Consider the following 6,908-nt stretch of genomic DNA (forward strand, 5'->3'; position numbering starts at 1 on the left):
GGATGGAGCTCACCCGGCTGGTGGTGCTGGAGCTGGCTCCGGGGGAGGTGTACGGGCACGCCTGCGGCGGCGCCGAGTGGATCGTGCTCCCGCTGTCGGGTGCCTGTGAGGTCCGCTGCGCGGACGCTCCCCCGGACCGGATGCCGGGCGCGGCCCCGGGCTCCGCGGGGCGGGAAGATCCAGCCCGCGCGGCGTCTGAGCGCACCGGGGGCGGAGCGACGGCCTCGGGAAGGGGCGGGGCGGGGGAGGCCCCCGCGGGGACCTTCGAACTGCGCGGCCGCGCAGGCGTGTTCGCCGGGCCCACCGACTTCGCGTACCTCCCCCGGGACGCGTACGCCGAGGTCCGCTCCGCGGGAGGCGGCCGGTTCGCGCTCGTCGGGGCGCGGTGCGAGCGGCGGCTGGCCGCGCGGTACGGGCCCGCCGAGGCCGTGCCCGTCGAGTTGCGCGGCGCCGGGCAGTGCTCGCGGCAGGTGCACAACTTCGCCGCGGCCGACGCCTTCGACTGCGACCGGCTCATCGCCGTCGAAGTGCTCACCCCGGGCGGGAACTGGTCCTCGTACCCGCCCCACAAGCACGACGAGCACCACCCGGGCCAGGAGTCCCGCCTGGAGGAGATCTACTTCTACGAGATCGCCCCGCACGGGGACACCCCCGGCGTCGGCTACCAGCGCGTGACGCCCTCGCCCGCCGGGAAGACCGACGTGCTCGCCGAGGTGCGGTCGGGTGACGTCGTCCTGATCCCCGACGGCTGGCACGGCCCGTCGATCGCGGCGCCCGGGCACGACATGTACTACCTGAACGTGATGGCCGGCCCTGACGCGGACCGGGAGTGGCTGGTCCGGGACCACCCGGACCACGCCTGGATCCGCGGCACCTGGCCCGACCAGGACGTCGACCCCCGCCTTCCGTTCGCCCGGACCCCCGGCCCCGGCCCCCGTGGGGAACCCGCCGGACCCCGACCCGAGGAGACCCCGTGACCGCGCAGCGCAGCGTCCGGCTCACCACCGCGCAGGCGCTCGTGCGCTTCCTCGCCGTCCAGTACGCCGAGCGCGACGGGCGCCGGCACCGGCTGATCGCCGCCACCTGGGGGATCTTCGGGCACGGGAACGTCGCCGGGATCGGGCAGGCCCTGCTGGAGAGCGGGCCGGACGCCATGCCCTTCCTCCAGGGGCGCAACGAGCAGGCCATGGTGCACGCCGCCGTCGGCTACGCCCGACAGCGCGGGCGGCTCTCGGCGCACGCCGTGACCACCTCCATCGGGCCCGGCGCCACCAACCTCGTCACCGGCGCGGCCCTCGCCACGATCAACCGGATCCCGGTGCTCCTGCTGCCCGGGGACACCTTCGCGACCCGGCCCGCCGATCCGGTGCTCCAGCAACTGGAGGTCCCCTGGGCCGGCGACGTCTCCGTCAACGACACCCTGCGGCCCGTGTCCCGCTGGTTCGACCGGATCACCCGACCCGAAGCCCTGGTCCCGGCCGCCCTCCAGGCGATGCGGGTCCTCACCGACCCCGTGCAGACCGGCGCCGTCACCCTCGCGCTGCCGCAGGACGTACAGGCCCAGGCGTACGACTGGCCCGAGGAGTTCTTCGCCGAGCGGGTGTGGCGGGTGCGCCGGCCCAGGCCCGACGCGGACGAGCTGCGGGCCGCCGCCGAGGCCGTACGGGAGGCCCGCCGCCCCCTGCTGATCGTCGGCGGCGGCATCCGCCACAGCGGCGCCGAGGACGCCCTGAGGGCCTTCGCCGAGGCCACCGGGATCCCCGTCGCCGCCACCCAGGCGGGCAAGGGCGCGCTGCGCCACGACCACCCCGCCGAGGTGGGCGCCGTCGGCCACACCGGCACCGCCACCGCCGACGACCTGGCCCGCGCCGCCGACCTGGTCATCGCGGCAGGCACCCGGCTGACCGACTTCACCACCGCCTCCTCGACCCTCTTCCAGGACCCCGGCGTCCGTTTCCTCGGCCTCAACCTCGACCCGTACGACGCCCACAAGCAGGCCGCGCTGCCGCTGGTGGCGGACGCCCGCGAGGGCCTGGACGCGCTGCGCGCGGAGCTCGCGGGCCACCGCGTGGACCCGGCGTACGAGCGGACGTACCGCAAGGCGAAGCTCTACTGGGAGGCCCTGGTCGACCAGGCCTTCCACGCCCCCGACGACAGCGCCGTCCCCACCCAGGCCCAGGTGCTCGGCGCCCTCGACGCCGTCGTCGACGACACCGACGTGATCGTCAACGCGGCCGGCTCGCTCCCCGGCGACCTGCACCGGCTCTGGCGGGCCCGCTCCGCGTACCAGTACCACGTGGAGTACGGCTACTCCTGCATGGGCTACGAGATCCCCGGCGCCCTCGGGGTGGCCCTGGCCGCCCCGGACCGGCCGGTGTGGGCGCTCGTCGGCGACGGCTCGTACCTGATGAACCCCACGGAGATCGTCACCGCCGTCCAGGAGGGACTCCCGGTCAAGGTGGTGGTCCTCGACAACCACGGCTACGCCTCCATCGGCGGCCTGTCGGGGGCCGTGGGCGGCGAGGGCTTCGGCACGGCCTACCGCTTCCGGGCGCCCGGCGGGGCGTACACCGGGGACCCCCTTCCGGTGGACCTCGCGGCCAACGCGGCCTCCCTCGGGATGGCCGTGATCCGCACCCGCACCATCGGTGACCTGCGAAAAGCCCTGGCCGAGGCCCGCCTGTCGGACCGGCCCACATGTGTCTACGCACAGACCCGAACACCCGACACTGTGTCGGGCCCGCCCCCGGCACAGGCGTGGTGGGATGTTCCTGTGGCCGAGACCGCGACCCGCGCGTCGGCGGCCCAGGCCCGTGAAGAGTACGACCGGCAAGCCGCGCAGCGACGTCGCCATCTGTGAAGGAGCAGCACAATGAAGACCGTCAACCACTGGATCGGTGGCAAGACCGTCGAGGGCGCGTCGGGCAACTACGGCCCGGTCACCGACCCGGCCACCGGCGAGGTCACCACGCAGGTCGCGCTCGCCTCCGCCGAGGAGGTCGACGCGGCCGTCAAGGTCGCCCAGGAGGCCTTCCTGTCCTGGGGCCAGTCCTCGCTGGCCGCCCGTACCAAGGTGCTCTTCGCCTACCGCGCCCTGCTGGACGCCAACCGCGACGCGATCGCCGAGCTGATCGTCGCCGAGCACGGCAAGGTGCACTCCGACGCGCTGGGCGAGGTCGCGCGCGGCCTGGAGATCGTCGAGCTGGCCTGCGGGATCACCACGCAGCTCAAGGGCGAGCTGTCCACCTCCGTCTCCAACCGGGTGGACGTCTCCGCCATCCGCCAGCCGCTCGGCGTGGTCGCGGGCATCACCCCGTTCAACTTCCCGGCGATGGTCCCGATGTGGATGTTCCCGCTGGCCATCGCCTGCGGCAACACCTTCATCCTCAAGCCGAGCGAGAAGGATCCGTCGGCCTCCAACAAGCTCGCCGAGCTGATGACCGAGGCAGGCCTGCCGGCGGGCGTCCTCAACGTCGTCCACGGTGACAAGGTCGCCGTCGACGCCCTCCTCGCCCACCCCGGCATCTCCGCCGTCTCCTTCGTCGGCTCCACCCCGATCGCCCGCCACATCCACACCACCGCCTCCGCCAACGGCAAGCGCGTCCAGGCGCTGGGCGGCGCCAAGAACCACATGCTGGTGCTCCCGGACGCCGACCTGGACGCCGCCGCGGACGCGGCCGTCTCCGCCGCCTACGGCTCGGCCGGCGAGCGCTGCATGGCCATCTCCGCCGTCGTCGCCGTCGGCTCCATCGCCGACGAGCTGGTCGAGAAGATCCGCGAGCGCGCCGAGAAGATCAAGATCGGCCCCGGCAACGACCCGACCTCCGAGATGGGCCCGCTGATCACCGCCGCCCACCGCGACAAGGTCGCCTCCTACGTCAAGGGCGCGGCGGCCCAGGGCGCGGACGTCGTCCTGGACGGCACCGGCTACACGGTCGAGGGCAACGAGAACGGCCACTGGATCGGCCTCTCGCTCCTCGACAACGTCAAGACCGACTCCGACGCCTACCGCGACGAGATCTTCGGCCCGGTCCTGTGCGTGCTGCGCACCGAGACCTACGAGGAGGGCGTGGCCCTCATCAACGCCTCGCCGTTCGGCAACGGCACCGCGATCTTCACCCGCGACGGCGGCGCCGCCCGCCGCTTCCAGCTGGAGATCCAGGCGGGCATGGTCGGCGTCAACGTGCCGATCCCGGTGCCGGTGGGCTACCACTCCTTCGGTGGCTGGAAGGACTCGCTCTTCGGCGACCACCACATCTACGGCAACGACGGCATCCACTTCTACACGCGCGGCAAGGTCGTCACCACCCGCTGGCCCGACCCGGCCGACGGCCCCGCCGGCGTCGACCTGGGCTTCCCCCGCAACCACTGAGCCCTGACGCTCCGCAGACCAGCAGCCCCCGGCCAACCCTCACCGGCCGGGGGCTGCGCCGTTCCCTGAGCCCCGTCGCCTCAGCCCTGTCGCCTGAGCCCCGTCACTCAGCCCTGGAGCAGCGGCCAGACGTCCACCGCCGCCGTCCGCGACCAGACCGCGTCGCCGTGCCCGTAGCCCGGGACCACGGCGAAGCGGACCCGGTCGTTGCCCGCCGCCCGGATCAGCTCCGCGCCGTGCGGCTCGTCGCCCCGGCCCAGCTCGGTGTTGACCCACACCACCTCGCAGCGGATCCGCTCCCACGCGATCCCGTACGCCTTCCCGTCGCCCGCCCACACCGCCGCCAGGTCCCGCATCAGCGCCGTCGGCACCAGCCCGCTGCCGAGCGCCGACGTGGCCGCGTGCCAGGTGGCCAGCGGGGTCCGGGCCAGTGCGAAGCGGTCCTCGGCCGGGGTGGCGCCGAAGACGTACTCGCCCGCGCCGTGGCCCTGGCGGTGGATCCAGTTGGCCGGGCCGGGCAGGGCGGCGGTGCGGATCAGGGCGAAGTGGGCCAGGCCGGCGTTCGTGAAGCGCTGAGCCGGGGCCGGGGGCCACGGCACCCCCGAGTCGCCCGACGGGTCCGCCACCGCCCGGGCGACCAGCGCCGCCAGGCCCGGATCCGCCGCGTGGACACCCCGCGCGAGCTGCTCCTCGTACACCTCCCGGGTTTCGGCGGCCCGCTCCGCCAGCGCCCCCGAGTACGGTCCGGCCGTGTCCAGGACCAGCACCCGGCGCAGCCGCTCCGAGGGGTCGTGCGAGGCCGCGTCCAGGGCCAGGGCGGCGCCGGCCGAGTGGCCCGCGTACTCGTACGGCAGGCCCAGTACGGAGTCCAGCGCGGCCACCACCGCAGCGAGGTCCCGGCGGTGCGCGGCGAGTCCGAAGTCCGCGGTGACCTCCTCGGGGCGGGCGGCGTCCTCGCGCGGGGTCACCCCGACCACCAGCAGGCCCTGGCGGCGCAGGTGGTGGGCCAGGTTGTCCCCGCCCGGGGTGAAGAAGTCCGCCGCGAAGTTCAGGCCACCGCCGGGCAGCAGGTACGCGATCCCGCGCGGGGCCCGCACGGTGTCCGCGACGACGTCCACCGTGACGGGTGCCGGGCCGCCGTCGTCGATCGGGAGGGTGAGCCGGATCCAGCCGTCCCCGGGCAGGTAGGCGGCGGTCCCGGTGCCCAGCGCCCGCTCGATGCGGGTCAGCAGGCCCACGCCCCTGACCGGCCGGGCTGCGGGCGCGGCGGACCCGGACCCGCTGTGCTGTCGTTCCATCCGTCTTGCCTCCCCGTCACAGGTGATGGCCGAATGCCGTCACCCCCCGGGGGACACCCTCGCCCGTCAGAGTGCCCGCGCCAAGTCCGGTTCGCTCAGCGCTTCTTCCGGAGTTCCGCGGCGCCGCCGGCGCAGCACCAGGAGGGTGGCGCCGGCCCCCGCCAGGACCAGGGCCGCGCCCGCCGCCGGCCACGGGACGGCGACGAAGTCCGTACCGGCCTCCGGGGTGAGGTCCGGGTAAGCGGCCGCACCCGCCCGGACCTTGACGGACACCCGGTCCAACTGCGGCGCGTCCGGCCACGGTTCGGTCAGCTCGATGCGCTGGCCGGGCAGCAGTACGAGCTTCAGGTCCCGGGCCGGCCGGTTCAGCACCCGCCGCCCGAACAGCCCCTCCGCGGACACCGCCACCCTCGGCTCGACGACCACGTTGCCCCGGTTGACCAGCGCGTACGTGACGGTCGCGCGGGCGTCCTTGACCCACGGCAGCAGCGGGGCGCCCCGGTCGACGCGCACGTCCTCCACGCTCAGTCCCGGGGTCAGCGGGCCGGGCACCCGGAAGTAGAGCCGGGCGCCCACCTGGCGCTGGACCCCGACCTGCACCTTGCCCTCCTTCTGCACCCCCTCGACCTCGGTGTTCAGTGCGACGATCCCGCCGACGTGGTCCCCGGGCACGGCGTCCTGGGGGACCTTGACGGTGAAGGGGATGTCCTTGCGGCCCCGGGGCGGGACGGTGACGGTGGCCGCCGCCCCGGGTGCCAGGGCCACCCAGGAGCCGACGTCCTTCGGCTTCGTCTGCGCGGGCAGCAGCGCGAAGGCGCCGCCCGACGGGGTGTTGACCGCATCGGTGGCGAAGACCCGGAAGGTCAGCTCCTTGTCGGAGGAGTTCAGGACCGTCGCGCTGTCGCTGATGGTGGTACCGGCGGCGCCCTGGTGGAAGAAGTACGCCCGGTCGGTCACCGACGCGCCGGCCGGCGGCGTCGGGAAGACCCCCCATGTGCCGTTGTCCGCGGCCGCCGCGGGGGCGGCGGGGAGCAGCACCAGCGCGCCGCACAGGGCCGGGAGGAGGGAGCGGACAACGGTGCGGATGCTGCGCATGGGCGTCGGTCTCCAGTGTCGCGGCGGGGAATGCGGCGGTGGAACGCGGGAGGGTGGTGGGGGGGCGGAAAGGCACCCCCCCCCGTTTGGTCGGGGCGTCCGTCCGGAAAACCATCAAGGAGGGGAGAAAGTTACCACCCAAC

At 74.5% G+C, this 6,908-nt stretch carries 5 protein-coding genes; 3 read left to right on the forward strand and 2 right to left on the reverse strand.

Annotation, left to right across the window (positions count from 1 at the left end; translation table 11 throughout):
• Window positions 1-2 precede the first annotated feature (2 nt).
• From iolB to ACZ597_RS23535, 3 genes are read left to right on the forward strand one after another with little or no spacing between them, the layout of a single operon-like run.
• The gene (gene iolB / locus ACZ597_RS23525; RefSeq protein WP_471333439.1) at window positions 3-977 is read left to right on the forward strand and encodes a 5-deoxy-glucuronate isomerase; all 975 of its coding nucleotides are present in this window, start codon (window positions 3-5) and stop codon (window positions 975-977) included.
• Window positions 974-2,860, forward strand: a complete 1,887-nt coding sequence (gene iolD, locus ACZ597_RS23530; protein ID WP_471333319.1) for a 3D-(3,5/4)-trihydroxycyclohexane-1,2-dione acylhydrolase (decyclizing) — start codon at window positions 974-976, stop codon at window positions 2,858-2,860. The genes iolB and iolD overlap by 4 nt, the downstream gene beginning before the upstream one ends.
• A 12-nt stretch (window positions 2,861-2,872) precedes the next feature.
• Complete coding sequence (locus tag ACZ597_RS23535) at window positions 2,873-4,372, forward strand: CoA-acylating methylmalonate-semialdehyde dehydrogenase (RefSeq protein ID WP_471333322.1); 1,500 nt, start codon at window positions 2,873-2,875, stop codon at window positions 4,370-4,372.
• A gap of 107 nt (window positions 4,373-4,479) precedes the next feature.
• On the opposite strand, the gene ACZ597_RS23540 is transcribed toward ACZ597_RS23535, so the two are convergent.
• Together ACZ597_RS23540 and ACZ597_RS23545 are read right to left on the reverse strand one after the other, a co-directional pair.
• Window positions 4,480-5,670: a hypothetical protein gene (locus tag ACZ597_RS23540; RefSeq protein ID WP_471333325.1), complete on the reverse strand. Its 1,191-nt coding sequence runs from the start codon at window positions 5,668-5,670 to the stop codon at window positions 4,480-4,482.
• Between the two features lie 66 nt (window positions 5,671-5,736).
• On the reverse strand, window positions 5,737-6,765 hold the full coding sequence (locus ACZ597_RS23545; RefSeq protein WP_471333328.1) for a WxL protein peptidoglycan domain-containing protein: 1,029 nt from the start codon (window positions 6,763-6,765) through the stop codon (window positions 5,737-5,739).
• Between the last annotated feature and the right edge of the window lie 143 nt (window positions 6,766-6,908).

Source organism: Streptomyces sp. NPDC040718, assembly GCF_055593565.1.